Annotated in this window: 29 protein-coding genes, 2 tRNA genes and 1 pseudogene; 14 read left to right on the top strand and 18 right to left on the bottom strand. The window is 67.1% G+C overall.

Annotation, left to right across the window (positions count from 1 at the left end):
* The first annotated feature begins 44 nt into the window (after positions 1-44).
* Positions 45-1,385, top strand: a complete 1,341-nt coding sequence (locus ACGFI6_RS10265) for a hypothetical protein (RefSeq protein WP_393116965.1) — start codon at positions 45-47, stop codon at positions 1,383-1,385.
* Positions 1,386-1,403: 18 nt separating this feature from the next.
* Here the strand turns inward: ACGFI6_RS10265 and ACGFI6_RS10260 are convergent, their stop codons facing one another.
* Genes ACGFI6_RS10260 through ACGFI6_RS10250 form a run of 3 tightly spaced genes read right to left on the bottom strand, consistent with a single transcriptional unit; the run spans position 1,404 to position 3,201 of the window.
* Positions 1,404-1,961, bottom strand: a complete 558-nt coding sequence (locus ACGFI6_RS10260; RefSeq protein WP_393116963.1) for a hypothetical protein — start codon at positions 1,959-1,961, stop codon at positions 1,404-1,406.
* Positions 1,958-2,566, bottom strand: coding sequence for a hypothetical protein (locus ACGFI6_RS10255; RefSeq protein WP_393116962.1), 609 nt, complete (start codon positions 2,564-2,566; stop codon positions 1,958-1,960). Before ACGFI6_RS10255 ends, ACGFI6_RS10260 begins: the two co-directional genes overlap by 4 nt.
* Positions 2,563-3,201 (bottom strand): hypothetical protein, encoded by a 639-nt coding sequence (locus ACGFI6_RS10250; protein ID WP_393116960.1) that lies wholly within the window; start codon positions 3,199-3,201, stop codon positions 2,563-2,565. The genes ACGFI6_RS10255 and ACGFI6_RS10250 overlap by 4 nt, the downstream gene beginning before the upstream one ends.
* Before the next feature lie 341 nt (positions 3,202-3,542).
* On the opposite strand from ACGFI6_RS10250, the gene gyrB reads away from it, so the two are divergent.
* The 6 genes from gyrB (at position 3,543) to ACGFI6_RS10220 (ending at position 9,615) form a co-directional block, all read left to right on the top strand.
* Positions 3,543-5,603 (top strand): DNA topoisomerase (ATP-hydrolyzing) subunit B, encoded by a 2,061-nt coding sequence (gene gyrB / locus ACGFI6_RS10245; RefSeq protein ID WP_393116958.1) that lies wholly within the window; start codon positions 3,543-3,545, stop codon positions 5,601-5,603.
* Positions 5,604-5,709: 106 nt separating this feature from the next.
* On the top strand, positions 5,710-8,304 hold the full coding sequence (gyrA, locus tag ACGFI6_RS10240; RefSeq protein ID WP_393118102.1) for a DNA gyrase subunit A: 2,595 nt from the start codon (positions 5,710-5,712) through the stop codon (positions 8,302-8,304).
* Positions 8,305-8,432: 128 nt separating this feature from the next.
* Positions 8,433-9,173: a DUF3566 domain-containing protein gene (locus ACGFI6_RS10235; protein ID WP_393116956.1), complete on the top strand. Its 741-nt coding sequence runs from the start codon at positions 8,433-8,435 to the stop codon at positions 9,171-9,173.
* 97 nt (positions 9,174-9,270) lie between these two features.
* Positions 9,271-9,344: transfer RNA gene (locus ACGFI6_RS10230), tRNA-Ile, on the top strand.
* A 54-nt stretch (positions 9,345-9,398) separates the two neighbouring features.
* On the top strand, positions 9,399-9,530 hold the full coding sequence (locus tag ACGFI6_RS10225; RefSeq protein ID WP_209696738.1) for a DLW-39 family protein: 132 nt from the start codon (positions 9,399-9,401) through the stop codon (positions 9,528-9,530).
* Positions 9,531-9,539: 9 nt separating this feature from the next.
* Positions 9,540-9,615 (top strand) — tRNA-Ala (locus ACGFI6_RS10220).
* Between the two features lie 218 nt (positions 9,616-9,833).
* Here ACGFI6_RS10220 and ACGFI6_RS10215 read toward each other — a convergent pair.
* From ACGFI6_RS10215 to ACGFI6_RS10200, 4 genes are all read right to left on the bottom strand, one after another.
* Entirely contained in the window at positions 9,834-10,310 is a 477-nt protein-coding gene (locus tag ACGFI6_RS10215) for a hypothetical protein (protein ID WP_393116955.1), read from the bottom strand.
* Between the two features lie 328 nt (positions 10,311-10,638).
* Positions 10,639-10,974 (bottom strand): hypothetical protein, encoded by a 336-nt coding sequence (locus tag ACGFI6_RS10210; protein ID WP_393116953.1) that lies wholly within the window; start codon positions 10,972-10,974, stop codon positions 10,639-10,641.
* A 157-nt stretch (positions 10,975-11,131) separates the two neighbouring features.
* Positions 11,132-11,806 carry an isochorismatase family protein gene (locus ACGFI6_RS10205; RefSeq protein WP_393116951.1) on the bottom strand — a complete coding sequence of 225 codons (675 nt, stop codon included), beginning with the start codon at positions 11,804-11,806 and terminating at the stop codon, positions 11,132-11,134.
* A gap of 73 nt (positions 11,807-11,879) precedes the next feature.
* The gene (locus ACGFI6_RS10200; protein ID WP_393116949.1) at positions 11,880-12,002 is read right to left on the bottom strand and encodes a hypothetical protein; all 123 of its coding nucleotides are present in this window, start codon (positions 12,000-12,002) and stop codon (positions 11,880-11,882) included.
* Between the two features lie 551 nt (positions 12,003-12,553).
* Here ACGFI6_RS10200 and ACGFI6_RS10195 point away from each other — a divergent pair.
* Positions 12,554-12,817 (top strand): hypothetical protein, encoded by a 264-nt coding sequence (locus tag ACGFI6_RS10195; RefSeq protein ID WP_393116947.1) that lies wholly within the window; start codon positions 12,554-12,556, stop codon positions 12,815-12,817.
* Here the strand turns inward: ACGFI6_RS10195 and ACGFI6_RS10190 are convergent.
* A complete protein-coding gene (locus ACGFI6_RS10190) occupies positions 12,814-13,323 on the bottom strand; it encodes a GNAT family N-acetyltransferase (RefSeq protein ID WP_393116945.1) in 510 nt (169 codons plus the stop codon). The two genes, ACGFI6_RS10195 and ACGFI6_RS10190, sit on opposite strands and share 4 nt — an antisense overlap.
* 264 nt (positions 13,324-13,587) lie before the next feature.
* The gene (locus ACGFI6_RS10185) at positions 13,588-14,115 is read right to left on the bottom strand and encodes an AAA family ATPase (protein ID WP_393116943.1); all 528 of its coding nucleotides are present in this window, start codon (positions 14,113-14,115) and stop codon (positions 13,588-13,590) included.
* Positions 14,116-14,276: 161 nt separating this feature from the next.
* Here ACGFI6_RS10185 and ACGFI6_RS10180 point away from each other — a divergent pair, with 161 nt between their 5' ends.
* Both ACGFI6_RS10180 and ACGFI6_RS10175 read left to right on the top strand, forming a co-directional pair.
* The gene (locus ACGFI6_RS10180) at positions 14,277-14,663 is read left to right on the top strand and encodes a VOC family protein (RefSeq protein WP_393116942.1); all 387 of its coding nucleotides are present in this window, start codon (positions 14,277-14,279) and stop codon (positions 14,661-14,663) included.
* A gap of 23 nt (positions 14,664-14,686) precedes the next feature.
* Entirely contained in the window at positions 14,687-15,193 is a 507-nt protein-coding gene (locus ACGFI6_RS10175; protein ID WP_393116941.1) for a DinB family protein, read from the top strand.
* Position 15,194: 1 nt separating this feature from the next.
* On the opposite strand, the gene ACGFI6_RS10170 is transcribed toward ACGFI6_RS10175, so the two are convergent.
* Together ACGFI6_RS10170 and ACGFI6_RS10165 are read right to left on the bottom strand one after the other, a co-directional pair.
* Positions 15,195-15,848, bottom strand: coding sequence for an alpha/beta hydrolase-fold protein (locus tag ACGFI6_RS10170; RefSeq protein WP_393116940.1), 654 nt, complete (start codon positions 15,846-15,848; stop codon positions 15,195-15,197).
* A 3-nt stretch (positions 15,849-15,851) separates the two neighbouring features.
* The gene (locus ACGFI6_RS10165; RefSeq protein WP_393116938.1) at positions 15,852-16,496 is read right to left on the bottom strand and encodes a DUF4241 domain-containing protein; all 645 of its coding nucleotides are present in this window, start codon (positions 16,494-16,496) and stop codon (positions 15,852-15,854) included.
* Between the two features lie 159 nt (positions 16,497-16,655).
* Here ACGFI6_RS10165 and ACGFI6_RS10160 point away from each other — a divergent pair, with 159 nt between their 5' ends.
* Entirely contained in the window at positions 16,656-16,895 is a 240-nt protein-coding gene (locus ACGFI6_RS10160; protein WP_393116936.1) for a nucleoside triphosphate pyrophosphohydrolase family protein, read from the top strand.
* Positions 16,896-16,917: 22 nt separating this feature from the next.
* Here the strand turns inward: ACGFI6_RS10160 and ACGFI6_RS10155 are convergent, their stop codons facing one another.
* The 3 genes from ACGFI6_RS10155 to ACGFI6_RS10145 are packed head-to-tail and all read right to left on the bottom strand — an operon-like array spanning position 16,918 to position 18,381.
* Entirely contained in the window at positions 16,918-17,484 is a 567-nt protein-coding gene (locus tag ACGFI6_RS10155) for a DinB family protein (RefSeq protein ID WP_393116934.1), read from the bottom strand.
* Between the two features lie 14 nt (positions 17,485-17,498).
* Entirely contained in the window at positions 17,499-17,975 is a 477-nt protein-coding gene (locus ACGFI6_RS10150; protein ID WP_393116932.1) for an NUDIX hydrolase, read from the bottom strand.
* A gap of 10 nt (positions 17,976-17,985) precedes the next feature.
* The gene (locus ACGFI6_RS10145) at positions 17,986-18,381 is read right to left on the bottom strand and encodes a nuclear transport factor 2 family protein (protein ID WP_393116930.1); all 396 of its coding nucleotides are present in this window, start codon (positions 18,379-18,381) and stop codon (positions 17,986-17,988) included.
* A gap of 90 nt (positions 18,382-18,471) precedes the next feature.
* Here ACGFI6_RS10145 and ACGFI6_RS10140 point away from each other — a divergent pair, with 90 nt between their 5' ends.
* Both ACGFI6_RS10140 and ACGFI6_RS10135 read left to right on the top strand, forming a co-directional pair.
* The gene (locus tag ACGFI6_RS10140) at positions 18,472-19,044 is read left to right on the top strand and encodes a TetR family transcriptional regulator (RefSeq protein ID WP_393116928.1); all 573 of its coding nucleotides are present in this window, start codon (positions 18,472-18,474) and stop codon (positions 19,042-19,044) included.
* 28 nt (positions 19,045-19,072) lie between these two features.
* Positions 19,073-19,846 (top strand): LLM class flavin-dependent oxidoreductase, encoded by a 774-nt coding sequence (locus ACGFI6_RS10135; RefSeq protein ID WP_393116926.1) that lies wholly within the window; start codon positions 19,073-19,075, stop codon positions 19,844-19,846.
* A gap of 124 nt (positions 19,847-19,970) precedes the next feature.
* Here ACGFI6_RS10135 and ACGFI6_RS10130 read toward each other — a convergent pair whose 3' ends face one another.
* Entirely contained in the window at positions 19,971-20,354 is a 384-nt protein-coding gene (locus tag ACGFI6_RS10130; protein ID WP_393118100.1) for an amidohydrolase family protein, read from the bottom strand.
* Positions 20,342-21,193: pseudogene (locus ACGFI6_RS10125) on the bottom strand (amidohydrolase family protein); the annotation flags it as partial. The gene ACGFI6_RS10130 and the pseudogene ACGFI6_RS10125, both read right to left, overlap by 13 nt.
* A gap of 17 nt (positions 21,194-21,210) precedes the next feature.
* On the opposite strand from ACGFI6_RS10125, the gene ACGFI6_RS10120 reads away from it, so the two are divergent.
* On the top strand, positions 21,211-21,849 hold the full coding sequence (locus tag ACGFI6_RS10120) for an SDR family NAD(P)-dependent oxidoreductase (protein ID WP_393116924.1): 639 nt from the start codon (positions 21,211-21,213) through the stop codon (positions 21,847-21,849).
* On the opposite strand, the gene ACGFI6_RS10115 is transcribed toward ACGFI6_RS10120, so the two are convergent.
* Both ACGFI6_RS10115 and ACGFI6_RS10110 read right to left on the bottom strand, forming a co-directional pair.
* Positions 21,846-22,475 carry a response regulator gene (locus ACGFI6_RS10115; RefSeq protein ID WP_393116923.1) on the bottom strand — a complete coding sequence of 210 codons (630 nt, stop codon included), beginning with the start codon at positions 22,473-22,475 and terminating at the stop codon, positions 21,846-21,848. The genes ACGFI6_RS10120 and ACGFI6_RS10115 overlap by 4 nt on opposite strands.
* A complete protein-coding gene (locus tag ACGFI6_RS10110; RefSeq protein ID WP_393116921.1) occupies positions 22,472-23,689 on the bottom strand; it encodes a histidine kinase in 1,218 nt (405 codons plus the stop codon). Before ACGFI6_RS10110 ends, ACGFI6_RS10115 begins: the two co-directional genes overlap by 4 nt.

Here is a 23,689-nt window from a genome sequence, read left to right as displayed (position 1 = left end):
CTGGATTGCCGGTACGACCCAGGGCTCCCCTAGGATCAGGCGCGATGCGCACGATCGTCGACGGCTTTCGCGAGATGGTCCACCTGATCGGGGATACGTTCCGGCTCTGGTGGAAGAACCTGCTGCCCATGACCACCTGGTGGGCGGCCGGCTTCCTGGGCTTCACGGTCTGCTCGCAAGGCGCGATCTGGCTGGCCAAGCACGCGCACTCGAGTCTTGGCACCGGTCTGTTCGCGGTCGGCGTACTGCTGCAGATCAGCGCGACCGTCGGCATGATCCGGACCTGTGCGATGTCGCTGTACCGCTGGCGGGACGCGGCGAGCAGCGATGCGGAAGAAACCTCCGACCCGACCCAACGCGGCCTGCTCGAGTTGCTCGCCGTGACCCTGCTGCCGCTGGTGGCGGTCTGGTCGGCCTGGGGCTTCTTCGACGCGCAGGTCAGCCAACTGAGCGCGAGCGCCCTGGTGCAGAACGGCCTGCAACCCGGCTCCGGGTTCTTCAAGCTCGGCAATCATCAATGGCACGGGTACCTGCCGGCACTCATCATCCTGCTGGTCATCCGGCGGTTGCTGCAGGCCGTCGACGACCGGTGGCCCAGCCGTCCGGTGAAGTTCGCGCAGGTCTGGTCCGAGGCGTTCTTCGTGCTGCTGACCTTTGTCATCACGCCGTTCGCGATCGCCGACGGCAAGGAGTGGTTCAAGGACCGGAGCTTCTGGTACTGGTCACTGGACTGGTGGGACGGCTTCAAGAACGTCTTCGACAAGATCCACATCCCGATCCCGGCCGGTATCGAGTTCCTCTGGGGCTTCTTCTTCGACTCGCTCTGGCCGCTGTTCAAGGATGGTGTCGCCGAGCCGCTGACCTGGCTGGCGATCACCACGGTCGTCTTCGGCCACCGCGTCCTGTCCGGCGGCGGGGTCTTCCGCGGCACCAGGCTGGAGCGACGGCTCGGCACTCAGACTGAGCAGCCCGAGGCGCCGCAGCGCGGCCGGCTCGTCGGCCTCACCTACAAGGCCCCCGACCTGGTGCTGGCCGGCCTGCGGGAGAAGTTCTATCCCGCGATCAACGCGTTCCGGCTGCTCGTCCGGGTCGGACCGGTCTTCCTCGGCGTCGTCTGTCTGGTCTACACGTTCTGGGTGCTCGGCGACGACTGGGCGTTCGTCGCGGTGCAGCGGCTGATCGGGATTCACGGGAACCATTGGGGCCTGATGAACCACGAGATCGCGGCCCTGGTGCAAGGGCTGCTCTTCGAGCCGCTCCGGATCGCGCTGCTGGCAGCCGCGTTCGACCTGTGCATCTCGGTCGGCATGGAGCGCCGTACTGAGGCGGCTGCGATCGCCGAGGTGAAAGCGCCGCCCGCCCAGCCGGCGACCGTGACTGTCTGACCGCCGGGGCCGGCTGGATCAGGGGGTGATCAGCACCCGCCGGTGCAGGTAGAAGTCCTCTGTGGTGAGGCCGACCAGGTTCGGTACGGCGCTCTTGGGGACGATGTAGACCTTCGCGATCTTGGCCGGCTTGTCGATGGTGAACGGGTGGTCGTCGTCACCGCAGTACGTCGGCAGCGGGTACCCGGTGGCCTGCGTGTCGTCCCACGTGTTGCCCTTGCTGTCGCGCAGGAGCGCATCACAGGTGAACCCGTGGTCCTTGAGATACAGACCCTTCTGCGGCGTCACCGTGAGTGTGGCGAGGACGAGCGTGCTCCCGGCCGGGCCGCCGAGCTCGATCGGTTCACCCTCGTCGTCCAGGATCGACGTGTAGACCTTCAGCGAGTCGAGCTTCCACTCGACGCTCGCAACCGTCACCGGGCCCTTGCTCACGACCTCGTCGATCCGGCCCTGCTTGTAGAGGTCCTCGTCATCGGTCAGGTACGGACGCAGCATCACGACGACGCCGACAGCCAGCAGCGCGAGCATCACGAGGATCTGAAGTGTCAGCCGGGTCGCCCGGTTTCCGAAGTTCATGAGGCCACCCGTGTGACGGCACTGTTGACGACGTACTGTTCCTCGGCGCCGTCGACCATCTGCTGGGCGATGGCCTCGGTCGGGATCCCCAGGTCGATGCGGATCTCGGAGTTGTAGTAATTGAAGAACATGCTCGGTTTGAGTCTGAGGGTGAGACCCTTCAGATCGGCGGGGTTGGCCTCGAAGACCACCGACCCGGTCCGCGCGAAGCCGGCGTCCGGGAAGTCGATGCCGCTGTCGGACGGGTCGCTGACCTCCGCGTACACACTGCCGCCGTCGGTGATCAGAGTCGGCGAGAGCGTGTCCGGGTCCTTGACGCCGCGGACCGTGTCCCACTCGATCGCGATGTAGACACCGTTCGTGTCGACCGGTTTCTCGTCATCGCTCGCGTTGTCGCTGAGGATGCTCCGGGCGAACGCGATCCGGGTCACCTTCACCGTCGACCCGCTACCCGCCCAGGGGAGCGCCTGGCCGATCGACCCGCTCACGACCTTCAGGTTCGAGTCGTCGCCGAGCACGTGGTCGGTCCCGGCCAGCCGGGCGACGCCACCGAGCAGGACGAACAGCACGCCGACCAGGATGGTCGCCGGTCGGTACAGCTTCATTTGTCTTTCCCGTCGTCGATGACGACCGTGGGCTTGAGCCTGACGACTGCGGCCGCATCCTCGTTGTGCCAGTACGGCTTGTCCTGCAGACCGAGGGCGGCGTTGTCGCCCTCGAAATGCTCCTGGAGGACGCCGATCTCGACCACGTCTGCCGCGAAGTCCGGAGCGACCTCGAAGTCGGTGCTGCACTCTTCCGGCGGCAGGCCGTACACCAGTGGCCAGCTGAGTTTGTCCTCGTGGCAGGTGTCCCCGCCGGACTCGATGTTGTCCTTGCCGCCGCCCGGCACGAAGCGCATCATGCCGTGGTCCATCGAGGTGCTGGTCTGTTCCTCGGAGTCGATGTTCTTCGCGGTGAAGTACACCTTCAGTTTGGTTTCGGCCTTGGAATACTCGCCCTTGGGCTTCCGGATGATCTCCGCCTTGGTGAAGCCGTACTCGAACCGGCCGGCAGTGATCGTCACGGGGGCCTCCAGGGTCGGGACCGTGCGGCCCTTCTTCTCTTTCCAGCCGCCGGTCGCCAGGACCACGAGGATCGCCGCCACGACGAGCGCGATCAGGATCAGCCAGATCCGCCGGTGCCGGTGAATCACCCGGTCGGCGATCATCGCATCGATGACCTCGTCGAGACTTTCCACGGCAGCGATCCTAGAGGGCGGTGGGTGCGCGCCGGGCATACCGTCCGATGTCGGCTGTCTGGTCTGGACCGGTAGGCGTCCAAACCGTCAGTCGCGAAACCGTCGAAGGCCACTGAGAGGCCGTGAGCGCTTTTCGGCCCCCCACCCGCGAGAGGGGACATGGCGACGAGGGAGAAAAGACGCCCTGAGGTGAGTTTCAGGCGCCTGGTGGCAGGTTCTGCTTCGGTCGACGGGTAGAATGAACGGTGTAGGGCGAGCCGCACCGCCACCATCACCGTGGAGGGCGGCTCTACTGTGCCGCGATGCCTCGCGAACGCGGGGTCCGAGGAGGACAACCACCGGTGACCGACGAGCCGATCGAGATCGACGCCAACCAGTCCGCCGACCCCATCGGCACCCCCGCACCCAGCGAGGAACTCCCCGCGATGCTCGACGCGATCCCGTCGAACGTCGTCGAGCGTGAGTACGACGCGAGTGCGATCCAGGTCCTGGAGGGACTCGACGCGGTCCGGAAACGCCCGGGCATGTACATCGGCTCCACCGGCGAGCGGGGTCTGCACCATCTCGTCACCGAGGTGGTCGACAACGCGGTCGACGAGGCGATGGCCGGGTACGGCGACAGTATCGTGGTCACGCTGCTGGCCGACGGCGGCGTCCGCGTCGAGGACAACGGCCGCGGTATCCCGGTCGACATCGTCGAGTCCGAGGGCAAGCCGGCGGTCACGGTCGTGCTGACCGTCCTGCATGCCGGCGGCAAGTTCGGCGGCGGCGGTTACAAGGTGTCCGGCGGTCTGCACGGCGTCGGCGTCTCCGTGGTGAACGCGCTGTCCACCAAGCTCCAGGTCGACGTCAAGCTGAAGGGCAAGCTCTACACGCAGACCTTCACCAACGGCGTCCCGGACGCCGACCTCGCCGAGATCGGCACCTCGACCTCGAACGGTACGACGATCACGTTCTGGGCCAGCGCGGACGTCTTCGAGACCACGACGTACTCGTACGAGACGCTCGCCACCCGCTTCCGCGAGTACGCCTTCCTGAACAAGGGCCTCGAGTTGGTCATCCGCGACGAGCGGCCGGACCACCTCGACGAGGACGGCAAGCCGCTCGAGCAGTCCTTCCGGTACGCCGACGGTCTGGTCGACTACGTGAAGTACCTGACCGGCATCCGCGAGACCGTGCACCGCGACGTGATCTCGTTCGAGGCGGCCACTGCCGACGACACGATGAGCCTCGAGGTCGCGCTGCAGTGGAGCGGCTCCTTCCAGGAGTCCGTGCACACCTTCGCGAACGCGATCAACACCCACGAGGGCGGCACCCATGAAGAGGGCTTCCGGGCCGCGCTGACCTCGCTGGTGAACGGCTTCGGCGAGGACCAGGGGATGATCAAGAAGAAGGAGGACAGACTCACCGGCGACGACATCCGGGAGGGTCTGACCGCGATCATCTCGGTCAAGCTCGCCGAGCCTCAGTTCGAGGGCCAGACCAAGACCAAGCTCGGCAACACCGAGGTCAAGGGCTTCGTCCAGCGGGTCGTGAACGACAAGCTCGGTGCCTGGTTCGAGCAGAACCCGGCCGAGGGCCGCGAGATCATCCGCAAGGCGTCCGCGGCGGCGAGCGCCCGGATCGCGGCCCGGAAGGCCCGCGACCTGGCCCGCAACCGCAAGGGCCTGCTCGGCGGCGGCGGTCTGCCGGGCAAGCTGGCCGACTGCCAGTCGACCAACCCCGAGGAGTGCGAGGTCTACATCGTCGAGGGTGACTCGGCGGGTGGCTCCGCGAAGGGCGGCCGGGACCCGAAGTTCCAGGCCATCCTGCCGATCCGGGGCAAGATCCTGAACGTCGAGAAGGCCCGGATCGACAAGGTCCTGCAGAACAACGAGGTCCAGGCGATCATCTCCGCGCTCGGTACCGGCATCCACGAGGACTTCGACGAGGAGAAGCTGCGGTACCACAAGATCGTGATCATGGCCGACGCCGACGTCGACGGCCAGCACATCCGGACCCTGCTGCTGACGCTGCTGTTCCGCTTCATGCGCCCGCTGATCGAGCGCGGTCACGTGTACGCCGCGCAGCCGCCGCTGTACAAGATCCGCTGGAGCAACCAGCCGGACGAGCTGGCCTACACCGACCGCGAGCGTGACGGCCTGCTCGAGGCGGGCGCCGAGGCCGGCAAGAAGCTGCCCAAGGAGAACCCGATCCAGCGCTACAAGGGTCTGGGCGAGATGAACGCGAACGAGCTGTGGGACACCACGATGGATCCCGCCAACCGGGTGCTGCTGCAGATCACGCTGGACGACGCGATCCGGGCCGACGAGACGTTCCAGACGCTGATGGGCGACGACATCGAGGCACGGCGCAACTTCATCCAGCGCAACGCCAAGGACGTCCGCTTCCTCGACATCTGATCCGCGCTGCTCACCGACGTACTGATTTGAACGGGATTCTTCTATGACCGAGACCCCCACCTCGCCGGGCCACGACCGGGTCGAGCCGCTCGACCTCCAGACCGAGATGCAGCAGTCGTACCTCGACTACGCGATGGCCGTGATCGTCGGCCGCGCACTGCCCGAGGTCCGCGACGGCCTGAAGCCGGTGCACCGCCGGATCCTCTACGCGATGTACGACGGCGGATACCGGCCGGACCGTGGCTTCAACAAGTGCTCCCGTGTCGTCGGTGACGTCATGGGTCAGTACCACCCGCACGGCGACTCGGCGATCTACGACACCCTGGTCCGGCTCGCGCAGCCGTGGGTGATGCGCGCGCCGCTGATTCAGGGCCAGGGCAACTTCGGCTCGCCCGGTAACGACCCGGCGGCCGCGATGCGGTACACCGAGTGCCGGATGGCGCCGCTGGCGATGGAAATGGTCCGCGACATCGACCAGGACACCGTCGACTTCCGGGCGAACTACGACGGCAAGTCGCAGGAGCCGGTGATCCTGCCGGCCCGCTTCCCGAACCTGCTGGTCAACGGCTCGTCGGGCATCGCGGTCGGCATGGCGACGCAGATCCCGCCGCACAACCTGCGTGAGGTTGCGGCCGCGGTCGACTGGGCGCTGGAGCACCCGGACGCGACCCGGGAAGAGCTGCTCGACGCCTGCCTGCAGAACATCAAGGGCCCGGACTTCCCGAACGGCGCGCTGATCGTCGGCTACAAGGGCATCGACGACGCGTACCGCACCGGGCGTGGCTCGGTCACGATGCGCGCGGTCGTCGACATCGAAGAGGACGCCAAGGGCCGTACCAGCCTGGTCGTCACCGAGCTGCCGTACATGGTGAACCCGGACAACCTGGCGCTGAAGATCGCAGACCTGGTGAACACCGGCAAGATGACCGGGATCGCGGACATCCGCGACGACAGCTCGTCGCGGACCGGGCAGCGGCTCGTCATCGTGCTGAAGCGGGACGCCCAGCCGCGCGTCGTACTGAACAACCTGTACAAGCACACCCCGCTGCAGGACACCTTCGGGTGCAACATGCTGGCGCTTGTCGACGGCGTACCGCGCACGCTCAGCGTGGACCTGTTCATCAGCCACTGGATCGACCACCAGATCGAGGTCATCCAGCGGCGGACCCGCTTCCGCCTGCGCGAGGCCGAGAAGAACGCCCACATCTACCGCGGGTACGTGAAGGCGCTGGACGCCCTCGACGAGGTGATCGCGCTGATCCGGCGCAGCCCGGACGTGGACGAGGCGCGCACCGGCCTGATCCAGCTGCTCGACATCGACGAGATCCAGGCGCAGGCGATCCTGGACATGCAGCTGCGCCGGCTGGCGGCCCTGGAGCGGCAGAAGATCATCGAGCGGTTGCAGGAGCTCGAGGCGATCATCGCCGACCTCGAGGACATCCTGGCCAGCCCGGAGCGGCAGCGGACGATCGTCAAGGACGAGCTCGGCGAGATCGTCGAGAAGTACGGCAACGAGCGCCGGACCGAGATCATCGCGGCCGACGGCGACCTGTCCGTCCAGGACCTGGTGCCGGACGAGGACGTCGTCGTGACGATCTCCCGGGGCGGTTACGCGAAGCGGACCAAGACCGACCTCTACCGGACGCAGAACCGCGGCGGCAAGGGCGTCCGCGGCGCCGCGCTGCGGGCCGAGGACGAGATCAACCACTTCTTCGCGACCACGAACCACCACTGGATGCTGTTCTTCACCACCAAGGGACGGGTCTACCGGGCCAAGGTGTGGCAGCTGCCCGAGTCCGCCCGGGACGCGAAGGGCTCGCACGTCGCCGGCCTGCTCTCGTTCCAGCCGGACGAGGAGATCGCACAGGTCCTCACGCTGCGTGACTACGACCAGTCCGACTACCTGGTGCTCGCGACCAAGCGTGGCCTGGTCAAGAAGACCGCCCTCCGCGACTACGACTCGGCGCGGCAGAGCGGCATCATCGCGGTGAACTTCCGCGAGGACGACGACGAGCTGATCGGCGCCGACCTGGCCACCGCCGAGGACGACCTGCTGCTGGTCTCCCGCAAGGGCCAGTCGATCCGCTTCACCGCGAACGACGAGCAGCTGCGGCCGATGGGCCGGGCCACGTCCGGCGTCACCGGGATGAAGTTCCGTTCCAGCGACGAGCTGTTGTCGATGTCGGTGGTCCGGGCCGGTGCGGACGAGGACACGCAGTTCGTGTTCACGGTCACTGACGCCGGCTACGCGAAGCGGTCCCGCGTGTCGGAGTACCGGCAGCAGGGCCGTGGCGGCCTCGGCATCAAGGCGGTCAAGCTGAACGACGAGCGCGGCTCGCTGGTCGGCGCGATCATCGTCACCGACGAGGACCAGGTGCTGGCGATCAAGGCCAGTGGCCAGGTCGTCCGCAGCCGGGTCGACAGCGTCCCGGTGAAGGGCCGCGACACGATGGGCGTCCGGTTCGCCGGCGTCGGTGAGTCCGACGCGGTCGTCGCGATCGCCCGGAACACCGATCTGACCGTCGCGCTGGAGGAGTCCGAGGAGGCTGAAGCGGGTACAGATGCTGCTGATGCCCAAAATGTGGACGCATCGACAACCGAAACCGCCTCTCAGAGCGTCCAGAAGGATGACGAACGTTCGACGGATGTGGACGGCGCGGCTACCGTCGAAGGCGACGAAGCCGGCCAGGAGGGTGACTGATGACCAACCGCGCGAGGCCGACATGGCCTGAAGGTGCGGCCGACGGCTCCAAGTCCCAGCGCACAGCGCAGGGTTCGAGGCCGTCTGCTGCCCAGGCCAACCCAGCCTCCAACGGTCGTTCCAACGGTGTGCCGAGCAGCAACGGCCAGCGGAACGGTACGCCGAACGGGCAACGACCGTCCGAGTACCGCCCCCAGCCGCGACCGGCCACACCGGGCGCTGGGCCTGCTCCAGTACGCCCGCAGCAGCCCGCTCCCAGCACTCCGGGCCGCCCGGAGCCGTGGGCGCCGTCGTCGAACGGGGCTCCGGCCGCCGGCGCGTACACGGATCAGCCCGAGGCGAAGACCGAGTCGTTAGGTGACCGGATGAGTTCGGCGCGCCAGGCGGTCCTGGACAAGGCCGCCGCGGTGAAGGCGGCGCGGCCGGACAAGGCCGACCGGGCCGAGGCCAAGGAGGCCCGGCTCGCCCAGAAGGACGCGAAGTCGTCGAGCCGCCCGCAGACGCGGAAGGCGCGGCTGCGGATGTCCCGCATCGACCCGTGGTCGGTGATGAAGACGGCGTTCCTGCTCGCGATCGCGTTCGGCATCGTGACCTGGGTGGCGGTCTTCATCATCTGGTCCGCGATCGGCGCGGCCGGCGTGTTCGACAACATCAACTCGACGGTCCGTGAGGTTCTCGGTACGCCGACCGGTGAGCCGTTCCGGGTGGAGAACTACATCAACACCGGCAAGGTGATGGGTTTCACCACCCTGCTCGCGTGCGCCGACGTACTGATCATCACCGCGCTCGCGACCCTCGGATCCTTCCTCTACAACATCGCCGCCGCGCTCCTCGGCGGCCTCGAAGTCACACTGGCGTCGGAGGACTGACCGGACCCGGCCGGGCCCGCTGCGGCCCGGCCCTAACCGGTTTGGGAGTAGGGCACTTGGTGCGGTAATCTCTCCCGGGTTCGACACCGCAGTACGCGGGCCTATAGCTCAGTTGGTTAGAGCGCTGCCCTGATAAGGCAGAGGTCACTGGTTCAAATCCAGTTAGGCCCACCCATCCCGTACCTTTGAAGTGTTACCCGTGTCGACCTGAGCCGAGGAGTCCCAGTGCTGAGAAAGTTCCTGCTGGTGCTGCTGGCGGGCGTCGGTGGATACTTCGTCTACAAGAAGACCCAGCAGTCCCGCGCCGAGAAGGACCTCTGGGCCGAGGTCGCCGACCCGGTAACCCCGGGCCACTGACCACCCCACGGGGGCGTAGCTCAACTGGCAGAGCACTGCCTTTGCAAGGCAGGGGTTAGGGGTTCAAGTCCCCTCGTCTCCACCAACTTCTTCGGGTACTCGGAAGAGCCCCCACGCGGTGCTGCGCGCCGCCCCACCCACCCTCCGGCTGAGCGCCGGCAACGGCGACAGCCTCGTGCCACCGCGCCGCCGATGAAGCCAAAGCCAATGCACTGAGCCGCGCGCGACTCAGCCATCGCATCGATGCCGCCGCCCAAGACTCGATGTGGAGCCTGCACCCCTGATCGGCGAAGTACAGGCCGCTTACTTCGGGGTCTGGACAGGTGTGGATGTTGTGCCGGAGGACCTGCTGCTAGGCGACCCCAGGAGAAAGACGACTCTCGATACGAGACCTGGCGTGTCGGCGTCGACCCAGATCTGAAGTGGGTAGTTCCCCTCCGGAAGTGCCAGCTCCGTCATGTCATTGCTCTGGTCGTTGCCAACCAGTACTCCATGCATGCCGACGCTCAGAACGGTTTCGTGGATGCATCGCACCCCATCCGGTGTGCCTCCCGACCACACCTCCACCCAGACCTGGCACGGTCCATCGGTGCCGATGTCGCCCCGAGTGGCCACGGCGATGCCCGGATATGGAGGGTTGTCGGGGTCGATCAGCGATTCCGCGCGGAACGCGACCCACTCCTGCCCGTCTGTCCACTCGGGATAGTCCTGCCAGGTGGCATCGACGATCGCGACCTGTGCATACATAGGACTCACGTCGATCCGGAGCGGCATGCCCACGCTCCAACCGTACCGGGACTCCCGTACCCAACAGACGTGCGTCAAGGGCCCCAGGACAACGTCGCACCGGAGTGACGCAAGCTCGTGGACCACGGCGTGCCCTCCGCGTGCCCTACCGAGCGCATGCCAAGGGGCTCGACCGGTCACTCAGGGGGTCAAACCGGTCGAGTCCTCGCTCAGCGAACTCACGCTCAAGTCAGCTGGAGCTCCACAACCGCCTTTGCATGGCACTGTTAGTGGTTCAACTCGGGAAGTGAACCCGGCAAGCCTTCCGGACGGTTGGTGAGCCGGGTTTCGCGCGTTCAGAGCCTAGGCTCGGGCTACTCGGTCAGACCTTGATCAGCTCGCAGTAAGGCGCGACCAGTTGCCGCCACTCGCCGCCCTTCGCCCACGACCAGGCGATCGCGTCGGGGATCCACAGCAGCGGATCCAGGTGCGGCGCGAGCAACTCGTACTGCAGGGTGTCTGAGCACTTATGCGCTCGGACCGCGCGGTACAGAGTCCGCTTGTCGAACTCGAGCCGCGATTCGTCGCGTTCTATCACCAGGCGCTCGGCGAAGCCGGCGGCATCCTGGACGATGGCGTTCAGACAGCGCTCACGCCCGGCGTGGCTGTCCGACGGCGTGGCGTAGAGCTTGACGCTCAGGCCGAAGCCATCGATCACAGCCAGAACCTTGCACTGTAGATCCCCGCACAGACACCGAATGTAGGAGTGTCGCCGACGCTGCCAGACCGTTGCCCAGCTTCACTCAGCATTGCTGAGCTCTTCGCCAGGTTCGAGCGGGCGCAAGGGTGCTTTACGAGGGACCGGTGGGTGGGGTTTAGGGGGTGAGGAGGTTGAGGAGGTCGGGGGTGGGGCGGACGTCGCCGAAGGTTCGGTAGATGGTGTGGAGGGTGGCGTTGAGGTCTTGGTCGCGGCGGGCTGCGTTTGCGTCGGCGACCATGAGGACGCGGTAGCCGAGGGTGCTGGCGTCGCGGGCGGTTGATTCGCAGCAGACGTTCGCGACGGTGCCTGTGATCAGAACGGTGTCGATGCCGCGTGCTTGAAGCAGGTCGGACAGGTCGCAGTGGCCTGGGAAGAAGGCGCTTGAGGCTGTCTTTTCTACGATCAGGTCTTCGTCCCGTACGTCGAACTCGTGCCAGATTCGGTCCCGTAGCGGACCGGTGCCGCCTGACTCGCTGAAGAGCTTCGCAACGTCGGCACCGAGGAACTCCTCTGTCACAGCGGTGATCTCAGTACGTCCCGGCAAGACCCAGCCGACTGTCCCACCCCGGTCGCGCAGGGTGCCGGCCAGCGCCTGGATGTTCGGCACGATGCCGCGTGCGTAGTCTGCCTCCGCGACGAAGAACGGCACCATGTCGACCACGACCAGCGCAGTACGCTCAGGCACCAGTTCCTCATAAGCGTGCCGCTTCCCGCGCCTTGCCTCCTGCCTCAGGTACTCCCGCGTCTCGATCGTCCACTCGTGCAGCTTGGGAACCACCGTCTCCGTCACGCGAATCACCCTGCCAGTCCCCACCGACACTGCCGTCCGGGTCTGGGAGCTAGTGGCGTGTCGGACTACGCGGTCACAGGTGGTTCCACTTGCCGAGGGTCGCTGGGTTGCCGTTGGTGGCGAACTTCTTGAGCGCTGTTCGCGCGTGGGTCATGTCGAGGACGAATTCGCCTGTGAAGGTCGCGAGGTCGTTCATGATGGGCACTTCGACAGGCTCTCTCGGCGGTACGGAACCGTCCCCGTGCAGGAGGGCCAGCTCGGTTGGTGTGTACGCACAGTGGATCACCGCACAACTGCCCCGGAAGCCAACCGTTACGACGGGGAACTCCTGGCCGGTCGAGCGCAGTTCCAAGTACCCCTGCCCGATGTCCGCGAGCCGATCGAAGAGGCTGAGCAGGCTGTCCAGGTCAACGGTTCTCTCGGCCGGACGAAATCGCCCGGATTCAACTGAGGTTGCCGCCACGATCACTTCGACCTTCGACAAGGACCTGACTCCTACCGCGTCGACTCCCCCCGAGTATGCCAACCAGACCACCGCCGATCCGCTCTTCTGGTTCGGGCTAGCATCGGGTTGTGGTGGCGACGGCTTCTGGGGTGTTTCGGCGGAGTGCGATCGAGCGGGCGGATCAGCGGGTGTCTTGGGAGCGTACGGACCAAGCCTTCTTCTCCAGCGGGGCGTGTCATGTGCTGGCTTGGACGTGCAGGGACTTCTATCCCGAGCAGGGCGTCGCGTTGGCGGCTATGTATATGGGGGATTTCGAGCATCCGCTGCATACGTACGCGAGGTGGGGTACGTGGGCGTTCGACGCGTCGGGGTGGAATCCTGAGGCCGAGCTGCTGCGGGTCAACAGTGAGTTCGAGAACCTCCCCGTACGCGAGGTTGAGACGATCGAGACTGACCTTCGCGAGTTCTGTGAGAAGCACGTGCACCGGCAGCCGCACCAGTACTGGGCGGATCCGACCGAACGGGCGCGCGCCTATGTGGGCCGGTACGTCCCACCTTGGCTCTAGAGGTCCAGTAGGTAGAGGCTGAACAGCGTGGGGGTTCCGTCGGGGTGGGTGTCTCGGTTGGACGGGAAGTCGCGGACGTAGGTGAAGCCGCACTTCTGGGCTACCCGGACTGATGCCAGGTTCTCGGGTTCCACCCGGATGGCTGCTCGCGTGCCGATCTTGTCGGCTCGCAGGACGTCGCAGATGAGGCGGACGGCGTCGACGGCGAGGCCTTGGCCGCGGGCCCAGGGGTGGACGCAGTAGGACAACGCCACGTCGTCGGGTTCGATGCCGTCATCCAGGTCCGGGGTGAAGTCGACGTAGCCGGCAAGGCGACCGGCCTTCCAGATTCCGAACCCGCGCTTTCCGGTTCCCGCGGCGGCGTTCGCTGCTAGCCACTCGAAGTACTGCATCGTCCCCTCGACATCGCCGTAGCCACCGGTGAGCCAGCGAACGGTCAGTTCGTCTTCACCCGCGCAATGGGCTTCGGCGTCCGCGGCCGTCAGCGGTCTGAGCTCGATCGTCACCAGGCCGACCGTACGGCGAGTACCTCAACCCGTCCACCGGCTTACAGGGACGGGTCTGCCTGCGTCGAGTCGTGGCTAATGGTTCTGACCCCCTCGCCGAGTCGTGGAGAAAGGTCGGCTGAGTGCGCCAGAATCCACGACTCGGCGAACGACCGGCGGCGGAGCGGGGCTGTGGCGGTGGGCTGAGTTGTCGGCTGTCGAGGGCTAGCCGGCGCGGCGGGGGGGCGTGAACAGGTTATTTCAGGTGGGTAGCCCCTCACACCCCTAGGTGGAGGGGTGGAGCCAGGTGGTGAGGATCTGGGTGGTGATTTCGTCCAGGGGGCGGGTGGTGGGGATGGTGAAGTTGCTGATGTCGTTGGTGGTTAGTTGGGTGGAGAGTTCGGCGGCTCGGGTGATGAGGGGGAGCAGGCTGGATTCGTCCTCGCGGCCGCGGTGGCGGATGCGGTGGGCGAGTTCGGTGTCGGGGGCGGTGAGGCGGCAGATGGTGACGGGGCCGCCGGTGGCGTCTTCGAGTTGCAGGCGCTCTTCGTGGTTCTCGACGACGCCGGCGATGATCAGTCGGCGGCTGCCGGCTTGGCGGTAGTTCGACCAGACGGCCGCGAGGTTGGTTGCCTTCAGGCGTGCGTGGTGCGGGTCGTCGTCGGGCGGTGGCCAGGCGGCGCCGAGCAGGTCCAGGTCTACGAAGGCGGGGTCGAGGCCGAGGTCGATGCAGCGGTCGAAGACTCGCCAGCCGACCGTCGTCTTGCCGACTCCTGGCGGGCCTGACAGTACGAGCGCAGTGGGATGGGACACCCGAGCGATGATGCCCGCAGCACCCACCACAGGCAACGCGATTCCACCGCGCGGGGCTGGACGATTCCGTCGGGCAGGCCAGGCGATTCCGGCGGACGGGGCTGGACCGCGACGTGTTGAGCGCAAGAGACTGGACGCAACTGCCGAGGAAGGGGACGGCCATGCGGGTTACTCGTCTGATTGCGAACCTGTCGGTACCGGACATCGACGAGGCTCGTGACTTCTACGTGGACTACCTCGGGCTCACGGACGAGGGACTCACAGAGCTGTCCTGGGTCGCTCGCTTCCAGTCCCTGGACGGTCAGGCCGCCGTGCAGCTCGTCACCCGCGACGAGACGGCGCCGGAGGACTCGGTCATCTCGGTTGCCGTGGGCGACGACATCGAGGAGGCGTACGCGGAGGCGCAGCGCCGCGGGTTCGAGATCGTGTATCCGCTGACGACGGAGCCCTGGGGGATCCGGCGATTCTTCGTACGGGCGCCCGACGGGAACCTGATCAACGTGAACGGACACAAGGACCCGGCACCTGATCGGGTGCCGCAGACATGATGTGAGGAGGTAGCGTCTCCCGCATGTCGGCGTGGGGTGTGCCTGAGCGGCGGGAGCCGCCGAACGATCCGGTGGACGAGCGGACCGCGCTTGACGACCGGCTGGACTTTCAGCGGACAACGCTGTTGATGAAGTGCGGCGGGCTCACGCCGGAGCAGTTGGCGTTGCAGTCAGTACCACCGTCCCCGCTGTCGCTGCTCGGACTCGTTCGGCACCTGTCGGCGGTCGAGGCCTGGTTCCATGCGTACGACGGGCAGCCGGACCACCTGTTCTTCTGGGACTACGTGCCGGACTCGACCGGGGGCTCCGAGGTGGTCGATGTCGCGCGTGCGGCTGATGACCTGGCCAGCTATCAGGCGAGTGTCGCCCGGTCGCGCGCGGCTGTGGCCGGCCGCAGTCTCGACGAAGCGAGCCCCGGCGAGGACTACACGCTGCGGTGGATCTACCTGCACATGATCGAGGAGTACGCCCGCCACAACGGGCACGCGGATTTCCTCCGCGAACGCATCGACGGAGCCACCGGCGAGTAGTTCAGGACGCGAACGCCCAGCGCACCATCAACGGGAACTCTTCGCGCCAGAACGGATCGCCGTGGTTTCCCGGCCGCTCGGTCATCACGATGTCGGCGTCGGCGTCGCGCAATGCGTCCGCCCAGCGGGTCGCGTTCTCGCGGAAGAACGGCTCATCCGTACCGGCCACGAGGTACGTCCGCGGCAAGTGATCCGGCATCACCTCAGGCGGCCGATAGCCCCCGCCGGGCGAGGCGGCGAACACCGAGCCGTAGATGTCCGGATGCCGCATCCCCATCGCCAGCGAGAGTTCCGCGCTCGCCGACACTCCGCACACCGCCGTACGTTCGGGCGGCAGCGCGACGCCGAACCGGGACCGGACCCAGCTCCGTACGTCGTCGACGAAGAAGGCCTCGTGCGCCGCGAACTGATCCGGCTCGAACGACGGCGAGTACTCCCGGATCCGCACCATCTCGTCCGCGTCGTCCGTCCGGTGCGCGCCGACAATCATCGTCGCCGGTACGTCAGCAAGGTCCGGTCCCCACCGCGAGATCAGCTGACCATCCCCCGCATACACAACCGCCTCCGGAGCATCCGCCGGCACATAAACAGTCACCTCCCGCCCACCGTCGTACTCAAATCTCTCGGTGACGAACTCGCCTGATGAACTGGTCATGGATCACTCGCATCCCGTGCTGTGGTTGAGAAGTTCCAGGTCGACCATGATCATGGCGATCGCACCGGAGGCGTCGCGGCCGATCCGTACCGGATAGAAGCCGTCACCCATCCCGCACGAGACGAAGACGGCGACAGTTCGGCCCGCGTCGTCGGTGATCGGGGCGAAGCCGGCCTCGAGGGCCGCGTGCAACAACGTGTCGACCCGGTCCTCATCCGCGCTGAGCGGTGCGAGCCGCTCGAGCTCGGCGGCGTCGAACAGGCAGATCGTGCCCGCATCGACCCCGACCCCGGCAACGGTGCCGTCCGGCATCTCGCCGACCCAACTCCAGCCGACGACCGGGTTGTTGCTGACCTTGAGGGTGGCCGCCGTGACGACGCGCCTGCGGGCACCAGGCCTGTCCGTCTCAGGCCAGACGACGACCGAGAGCAGGAGCGGATATCTGCCGGCGGGCACCTGCGCGAGCACAGGTCCTGTCTCGTCGAAGGAATGCGAGTAGGCCGGATCCACGACGACGACCTGACCGGTTGCGAGGTCGAGCGCACAGACCTCGACGACGTCCAGGGTCGAGGTAGGGCTGTTGGGCCAGTGGTGGCGTGCGCCGTGTTCTAGGAGTGCTCCTGGGGCGAGCCAGTCGTCAAAACTCACTCCGGTCCTCTTCTCCGACGACGTACCTGACCCTGACTTCGGGCTGGCAGACTTGTGCGGGTGAATGGGTTTGATTTTGGGCGTTATCAGGAGGCTGCGGCGCGGACGGGGGCGCCGATCGCGACCGATCACCCGATTGTGTACCCGACTTTGGGTCTCGTGAACGAGGCGGGTGAGGTGGCCGGCAAGGTGAAGAAGATCTTTCGGGACCGGCAGGGTGTGATCACGGAGGCGGATCGGGAGGCATTGACGCTCGAGTTGGGCGACGTGCTCTGGTATCTGTCCGAGCTGTCCACGCGGCTCGGGATCCGGCTCGAGGATGTTGCCGAACGGAACATCGCGAAGCTCGCGGACCGCGCATCGCGCGGCGTCCTCGGAGGCGACGGCGACCTGCGCTGAGCAGCTACGGCTGCGTGAGCAGCTAGGGCTGGAAGTGGTCGGCGGCCGCCTGGATCTGGGACCTGCGTTCGCGCCAGAAGGCTTCGTCGGCGCCAACTCTCGTGTTCCCGCCGAGCCGCCCGTCCAGCTGCTCACGCAGGATGTCGGCGTGGCCGGCGTGCTGGCTGGTCTCCGCGACCATCCGGATCAGCAACACACCGAGCGTCGTGTCGCGGTGCCCGTCGGCCCAGTGAGCGACGTACGCCGGACTGTCCAGATCGAGGTCCGCGACAGTCCGATCGGAATGCGCGCCGACCTGCTCGTACACCCCGACGATGTACGCACTCGACTCGTCCGGCACAGCCCACATGTCGATCTCGTCGTACGGGTCGTCACGGAACCATGAAGGACGCTCGGCCGGCGGTCGTCCGAGCGCCTCGCCGAGGTACCCGTACTCCAGACCCGCAAGGTGCTTCACCAACCCGAGCAGATTCGTACCGGTCGGAGTCAGCGGCCGCCGCCGGTCGTACTCCGGCAACCCGTCGAGCTTCCCGAGCATCGCCGCACGACTCCCCTGCAACACCCGCAGCAACTCGTCCTTCGGATCCACAACAGGCCTCCCGGTCAGTGTTCGATCAGGCCGCCGACCTGGACGGGGCCGACGTGGCCCGTGACCGGTCGCGACAACGCGAGGGCGATGCCGATGTCCACCTGCGCGGAGCGACGCAAGGTGGTGACCTCGGCGAGCGGGGTCCAGACCGATTCCGCGGTCTCGCCGTTCGGCTCGGGCCGGGTGGTGCCGGCGGTGATCCGGACGGCGTAGAAGATGCCGATGTTCTGGTGGTCACCGCGGCCGCGGCGGCGACGTTCGGCGGCCGGGATGACGCGGGAGTCGACGCCGAGGAGTTGCTCGACGACCGACTCGTACCCGGTCTCCTCACTCACCTCGCGCGTTACCGCGTCGAACGGGTCCTCGCCCTGCTCGACGCCGCCACCCGGCAGGGTCCACCAACTGCCATCTCCGTACGGGGAGACGTACCGCGCCAGCAGCACCCGGCCGTCGTCGACACAGACCGCGTACGCCGCCACCCGCTGACTCATGTCATGGACCCTAAGCGAGGTCGGGGATCTTCGCGGCGCTGACGTAGTCGCGGAAGAGCTTGATCTCGCCGTCGCGGATCCGGAACACCTGGATGCACGGCGCCTCGAAGGTCGCGCCGGTCGTGGTGTGCCGGCCTTCGGTGACGAGCTCGACGATCACGACCTCCGGGTCCACCGTCTGGTGCAGCCCGACGATCCGCAGGTCGAGGATGTCGATCGGCCGGTCGCTGGTGTTCAGGGAGAACTCGCGAATCGCGTCGCGTCCCTCCAGCCGCGCGGGCAGCCCGCCGACGGCGAACGGCAGCTCGATCACCGCATCCTCCGCGAACAGGTCGGCGAACGACGCGAAGTCGCGGGCGATCAAATGCCGGCGACGCAGTTCCAGTACGTCCAGTGCGGTCCTCACAACAACTCTCCTTCATTCAACAGATGTAGAACGGCTCAACGAGCGTAGAACGAAACCGCGTCAATGGTCAACAGGCGTAGAATGAACGGGATGAGCGAGCCCCCACCGCGGACGTCGCGGGCCCAGCAGCGGATCGACACCCAGGAGCGGATCCTGACCGCGGCGCGGACGCTGTTCGCCGCGGTCGGTTATGACCGGGCCACGATCCGCGCGGTCGCTGCCGCGGCGCAGGTGGATGCCGGCCTGGTGATGCACTACTTCGGCAGCAAGGAGCAACTGTTCGCGCTGGCGACGCAGGTCGAGACGCCGTTGGTGACCGGCGAGACTCCCGAGGAGATTGCCGAGCAGCTGCTCGGCGTCCTCCGGCAGTCGTTGATCGAGGAACCGATCGGATCGCTGGCGATGCTGCGCTCGATGCTCACCCACCCGGAAGCCGCGGCAGAGGTCGGCAACGCGCATGCCGAACGGGTGAAGGTCAGCAAGGCGATACCCGGTGTCGACGGCAACCTTCGCGCGGCCGTGCTGAGCGCGATCCTGATCGGGGTGGTGCTCGGCCGGCACCTGATCAAGCTCGAAGAGTTGGCCGACGCCGATCCTGAGGAGATCGTCGAGCTGCTCCGCCCGGTGGTCCAGTCGCTGACCAAGGCCGATCAACCGGAATAGGTCCGTCGGCCGGCGGGTTGGCGCGGGTATGAGCCTTGAGTTCGGAGTGATCCTGCCGACGTCCACGCCGGATCCGGCCAAGCCGATCATCGGAGACGTACGAGAGAGTGCGCGGTACGCCGAGGACGTCGGGCTGGACTCGGTGTGGTCGACGGATCATCTGATCGCGAGCGCACCGATGCTCGAGAGCTCCGTCGTACTGGCGACGGCAGCTGCGGTGACGGAGCGGATCACCATCGGGTACAACGTGATGCTGCTAGCGCTGCGGCCGGTGGCGTGGGCGGCGAAGCAGATCAGCACGCTGCAGCACGTGTCCGGCAACCGCCTGGTGCTCGGCGTCGGCACCGGCAATCCGGCGCATGGTGACGCCGGCTGGCGCGCGGCCGGGGTCGAGTTCTCGGAGCGTGGCCGGCTGACGGACGAGGCGCTGGCCGTACTGCCGGGGCTCATCTCCGGTACGGACCCTGAGTTCGCGATCGCACCGGGTGCGGAGGTGCCGCCGATCTTCGTGGCCGGTGGTGGTGCAAGGGCACACCGCCGGGCAGCAAAGTACGCCGACGGCTGGGCGACGATCGCGCTCCCACCGGCCGAGGTCCGCGCCAACCTCGAGCAAATCAACGAGTTGGCCGAAGGCAAGCAACTGAAAGCCACAGTCGTAGCACCACAACTCACCGGCGATCCCCTGGAACAACTCGCCGCCTACGAAGCAGCCGGCACCGAACGCATCATCCTCCCACCCACCGGCAACTGGCGCGAAGACTACGACACTGCCGCAACCCTCCGCACCCAATTCCAAAACTAGTTGCTCACAGCCCGCACCCATCTCCTTCGATTCGTGAGGAGTGGTTGGCGACACGCCGTAGACGGCAACCACGATTCACGACTCGGGTGATGGGTGCGGAGCCTTTTGACACGACTGGGCGTGGTCAGTTGGTCGTGTGTTCGCCGCCGAGGATGGTTGAGAGGACCTTGGTGGTGGGGATCTCCTCGGTCGGGCAGGTGATGATGTTGCGGTCGAGGATGATGAAGTCGGCCAGTTTGCCGGGTTCGATCGAGCCCAGGCGGTCGGCTACGCCCAGGACCGTGGCGGCCGCGGAGGTCCAGCCGCGGATTGCTTCTTCGCGGGTGATCGTCTTTGCGGGGGTGAGCAGGCTGCGACCGGTTCGGCCGTCGGCGCGGGTCAGTGCGGCCCACAGGTGGAACAGTGGCGGGTGTGCGCCGTCGCTCGCCATCGACGTCGGTACGCCCGCGTCGAGACATCGACGCCCGGCCGTCCGACCGGTGCCTCGTAGGTCCCGACGACTCGGCAGGCGAGCTGTCCGTCCGCCTGCAGGGCACGCAGGTCAGGAACGAAGGGCGTGCCGCCATGGCCTTCGTAGATCGTGGTCGTGCCGTTCGCCAGGTTCTGCCGAGTGGCCGCGGTGATCGCCGCCCGGCGTACCTTCTCATCGGTTGCCGGGAGCAACGACAAGAGCTTGCCGACGAGCGGGATGCGCGCGTTGTAGAAGACCAGGCCGTGGATCACGCCGGTCGGTTCGCCGTCCTGGTCGTGTTCGATCCGCAGGCCGGGTACGTCGGGTGTCGTGCGGTCGACGCCGAGCATCGCCAGGGCCTTGCTGTTCAGGATCGCCGGATGCGGCCAGAACGCGGGCGTCGGGATGAACACCGGATTGTCCGGCGCCACCGCGTCCAGGTCGGCACGCGTCGGCCAACGGCCCTCGGCAAGTCCTTCCGGAAGACCGAAGTAGTCGGGCGGCTCACCGATGGAAGTCGTCACGATCCAGACGCCCGGCTCGGTCGTGGCCGCCACGTCCCCGATCCGCTCACTGATCGCAGCAACCGATGTCAGACCGGCCAGCGCCGGATTCGCCGAGTTGTCCACAGCCAGATGCACAGTGTGTGCATGAGAGTCGATGAAGCCCGGCAGGACAGTACGACCGCCGAGGTCGACAACCGGGCCGTCGAACGTGGCCAGTTCCGCATTGCTGCCGACCGCGACGAACCGCCCGTCAGCAACAGCGAAGGCTTCGGCGATCGAGAAGGCGCCGTCGACCGTGACGACGTTGCCGTTCAGATAACAGTCATGAAAGCTCCTGAAGATGGGTGCGGTGCTGCCGCGACGCTGAGTTGACCTTGACCCAAGGGGCAAGGTTTATCCTCACCTGCATGGCTGGAGTTGTGGTGATCGGGGTCGGTCCAGGAGTCGGGGTCGCGGTGGCGCGGCGGTTCGTCCGCGAAGGGATGAGCGCCGGGTTGATCGCGCGCTCGGAGGCGACGGTGAAGACCGCGGCCGAGGCGCTCGGGGGCGCCGACGTACTGGCGGCAACGGCGGACGTGACGGACGAGCAGGCGCTCCGGGCTGCACTCGACCAGGTCGTCGATGCGTACGGCGTACCGGACGTGGTCGTCTACAACGCCGCGTTCATCCAGGCCGACCGGATCGGTGATCTCACCGCGAAGCAGCACCTCGACGCCTGGGCCGTGAACGTGGTCGGCGCGATCACCACCGCCGCGCACCTCGCGCCCGCGATGGCCGAGCGCGGCAGCGGATCGTTCCTGATCACCGGCGGCATGCCCGTACCGAAGCCCGACTACACGAGCCTGTCCCTGGGCAAAGCGGGGGTCCGCGCGCTCGTCACGCTCCTCCACCAGCAGTACGGCGACGCCGGCGTCCACGCTGCGAGCGTCACCATCAGTGGCGGCATTGCGCCCGGCAGCCTGTGGGATCCGGACGACCTCGCCAACCACTACTGGCGCCTGCACAAGCAGACGCCGGCCGAGTGGATCCACGAACTCGTCGTCTAGCCCGGCTTGAGCAGCCCGCGGTTGTACGCCTCGGCGACGGCTGCGGCGCGGTCCGAGACCTCGAGCTTGGCGTAGATGTTCAGCAGGTGCGTCTTGACCGTCGCCTCGCTGATGAACAGGTGCCGCGCGGTCTCACGGTTCGTGTTGCCACCAGCAACCAACTGCAGGACCTCGAGCTCGCGCGGGCTGAGCAGTTCCGGAGCGGGTGGCGTGCGGACGTGGTTCATCAACGTGGCCGCCACCGATGGCGCGAGCACTGAGTGTCCGTCCGCGGCGGCCCGGACCGCGCGCAGGAGTTCGTCGCGTGGCGAGTCCTTGAGCAGGTACCCGGTGGCGCCGGCCTCGATCGCAGGCACGACGTAGCCGTCGGTGTCGTACGTCGTCAGCACCAGCACCCGCGCCCGGATGCCGCGCTCGGCCAGCTCGCTGATCGCGGCGAGGCCGTTCATGCCCGGCATCTGCAGGTCCATCAGGATCACGTCCGGCTGCAGAGCCGCTGCCAGCCGGATCGCCTCGCCGCCGTCGCCCGCCTCGCCGACCACCTCGAACTCCGGCTCGGCCGCGAACATCCCGCTCAGCCCGTCCCGAACGATCGGGTGATCGTCCGCGATCAGCAGCCGGATCATGCGCCCGCTCCGGTGACTGGGACAGTGGCCGAGATGGCCGTACCGAAGCCCGGCTCGGACTCGATCTCCAGCGTCCCGTTCAGCGCCTCGACCCGCTGGCGCATGGCGACCAGGCCGAAGCCCCCGGACTCCGACGGCCGGGTCTGCTGCGGATCGAACCCGGTGCCGTCGTCCCGTACGTCCAGCGCGACCGTCCTGTCCATGTACGACAGCGTCACACCGACGCGGTTCGCCCGCGCGTACTTCGCCACGTTCGCCAACGCCTCCTGAGTCGCGCGGAGCAGGGTCGATTCCGTCTCGGGCGTCAGCACCCGCGGCGTACCGGTCGTGGTCAGTTGCCCGTCGATCCCGTGCAGCGCCGACCACCGCCGTACGACGTCCCCGATCGCCTCGCTCAGCGTCGCCGACTGCAGTGGTTGTGGACGTAGCGCGTGGACCGAACGGCGGGCCTCGGTCAGACTCTCGCGCGCCAGGCCGACCGCGCTCGTCACGTGCCGGCGCCAGTCGTCCGCGGTCTCGGCAGCTTGGAGTTGAGTGACGATCCCGGTGAGGCCCTGCGCGAGCGTGTCGTGAATCTCGCGGGCCATCCGCTGGCGCTCGTCGATCACCCCGGCCTCGCGGGCCTGAGCCAGCAACTGCTCGTGTAGGTCCGCGTTCTCCGCGAGCGTCGACTCCAGCCGGCGGTTGGTCTCGGTGAGTGCGTCGACCGCGTCCTTGCGCTGCCGGCTCAGCACCTCGCCGCGCCGACCGAGCCAGCCGGTGAGGCACATCCCGACCACGTTCACCCCGATCACCGCCGCGGTCGCGAGCAGCCCGACGACGTCCGTCTTCGGGATCGCGTACGACTGCGCATAGCCGGCGATGACCGCGACAGCGCCGACCCCGAACAGCTCCACGGGCCACGGCAACAGCACGAACGTGTAGAAGTACCCGGCCGGGGTGAGGAAGCCGAACCACGGATCGCGCGCCACCAGCACGGCCAGCAGTAGAACGAACCCCACGATGAAGACGGCCATCGCGCGGTGGTCGGTCCGCCGGGCCGGGCGCAACGTGAACATCCCGAGCGTCCAGAGCCCGATCAGCGCGCACAGCCCCAGGTCGATGACGAGCGACCGAGGCTGATCGCGCTTGATCACGGCGGTGACCGCGGTGAGGCCGGCGAGGAGCACGTACGGCACCACGGTCAACCGCATCGGCCAGGCTTGCTCGCTCAC

Origin of the sequence: Kribbella sp. NPDC048928 (assembly GCF_043197975.1) — a bacterium.
GTDB lineage: Bacteria > Actinomycetota > Actinomycetes > Propionibacteriales > Kribbellaceae > Kribbella.
The sequence above is the reverse complement of the archived record's forward strand: the minus strand, read 5'-3'. Positions and strand labels throughout refer to the sequence as shown.